2 protein-coding genes are annotated in these 1498 nt (G+C 64.4%); one reads left to right on the top strand and one right to left on the bottom strand.

Annotation, left to right across the window (positions count from 1 at the left end):
* Positions 1-150: 150 nt before the first annotated feature.
* Positions 151-825, bottom strand: coding sequence for a protein-L-isoaspartate(D-aspartate) O-methyltransferase (locus EN742_RS34795; RefSeq protein WP_128333864.1), 675 nt, complete (start codon positions 823-825; stop codon positions 151-153).
* 369 nt (positions 826-1194) lie between these two features.
* Here EN742_RS34795 and EN742_RS34790 point away from each other — a divergent pair.
* Positions 1195-1498: Rieske 2Fe-2S domain-containing protein (locus EN742_RS34790; RefSeq protein ID WP_148670519.1), on the top strand; the 304-nt coding region annotated here is incomplete at its 3' end.

The raw sequence follows: 1498 nt of genomic DNA, 5'->3' as shown, positions 1-1498 counted from the left end.
GCTGGAGCCTGTGGTGGAAAAGACAGTGCTGCGGCAGGTGCGCAGTTAGGGGCGAGAGCCGTACCTACTGCGGTCTTTCAGCTGCGAGCGGCGTTTGCCGGAGCTGCGTCAGGGTCGGAAAGCGCGGTCGTGCCAGCTGTGCGCACCGCATCAGACGGTTTCGAGCCGGCTGAACCGGACCGGAATGAGTTTGCGGGTCTTGATCTGCCCTGCCGCGGCCTTGTCGATAACAGTCAGAAACTGAACGTCTTCGGCCACCAGTGGCAGAACCAGACGTCCCCCTGGCTTGAGCTGGTCGAGCAGAGCCGGCGGCGTCCGGTCGGCCGCCACGCTCACCAGGATCTTGTCGAACGGAGCGTGCTCGGGCCAGCCGCGAGACCCGTCCCCGACACGGATGGCGACGTTGGAGAAGCCAAGGCCCCGCAGCAGATCCTCGGCCTGGCTGGCGAATTCCTCGATGATCTCGACGCTCCAGACCTGTCCGGCGAGTTCCGCGAGAATCGCGGTCTGATAACCCAGTCCGGTCCCGATCTCGAGCACCGACTCGTGGCGTCGGGGAGCAAGGAGATCGGTCATCAGAGCGACCATGAAGGGCTGAGAGATGGTCTTGTCGAAGCCGATCGGCAGCGGCATGTCCTGGTAGGCATAAGGCGCGACCGAGGCCGGCACGAAGAGATGTCGCGGCACCCGCAGCATCGAAGCCATCACCCGCTCTTCGAACGCTGCCTTGCCGAGTTCGTCGCTTGTAAGGTCGGCGAGGATCGCAATCATCTCGACCATGTGCCTGCGTAGGATCGCAAGGTGCTCTTCGTTCATCGGTTTCATGACGGTGGAGCTTTCCTCGACCAGTCTGCTGCCAGATCGTTTTATACCCTGTTCGTCCTGTCACGGTCACGCCCGCCATTGGCGGGGCCCGACGGCGCGAAGCGGTCATGCGCGAACGTCGCCCTTTGGAGCTCGACGCAGCAAGCCGATGCGCGTCCCGTTCCGCCGGCAAACGCTGGAACAGATCGAGCGGTTCCGGGAAAATGACGGATGCATGCCGCCAGGCGGCAACGAATGACGCGGCCGGGCGTTTGGGCGGTGTCGAGAAGCTGGAGCCAAGCTGGCCGGAAAGCGGCTCTTTCGGGCCGGTGGACCTCGAGATTTCCGTTTCTCGGCCGCACAGGCGATTGGATCGCCAGGGAGAAGGACATGGCTGCGGGTCACACCAAATCAGACGGGCCGGACCTGGCTCAGGGCATCGCGTTCTCCGACCTTGCCGATGGCGGCAAGCTGGTCGGCCACTGCGGCGATGAAGAAGTGCTACTGGTGCGCCGCGGCGCCGAGGTCTTTGCCGTCGCGGCGTCCTGCACACATTACGGTGGGCCGCTCGTCGACGGTCTTGTGGTGGAGGATACCGTGCGGTGTCCCTGGCATCACGCATGCTTCGATTTGCGCACCGGCGAGGCCTTGCGCGCGCCAGCTCTCAGTCCGCTGGCCTGCTGGTCGGTGGAAC

The sequence above is a fragment of the Mesorhizobium sp. M4A.F.Ca.ET.020.02.1.1 genome, assembly GCF_004022645.1.
GTDB lineage: Bacteria > Pseudomonadota > Alphaproteobacteria > Rhizobiales > Rhizobiaceae > Mesorhizobium.
The sequence above is the reverse complement of the archived record's forward strand: the minus strand, read 5'-3'. Positions and strand labels throughout refer to the sequence as shown.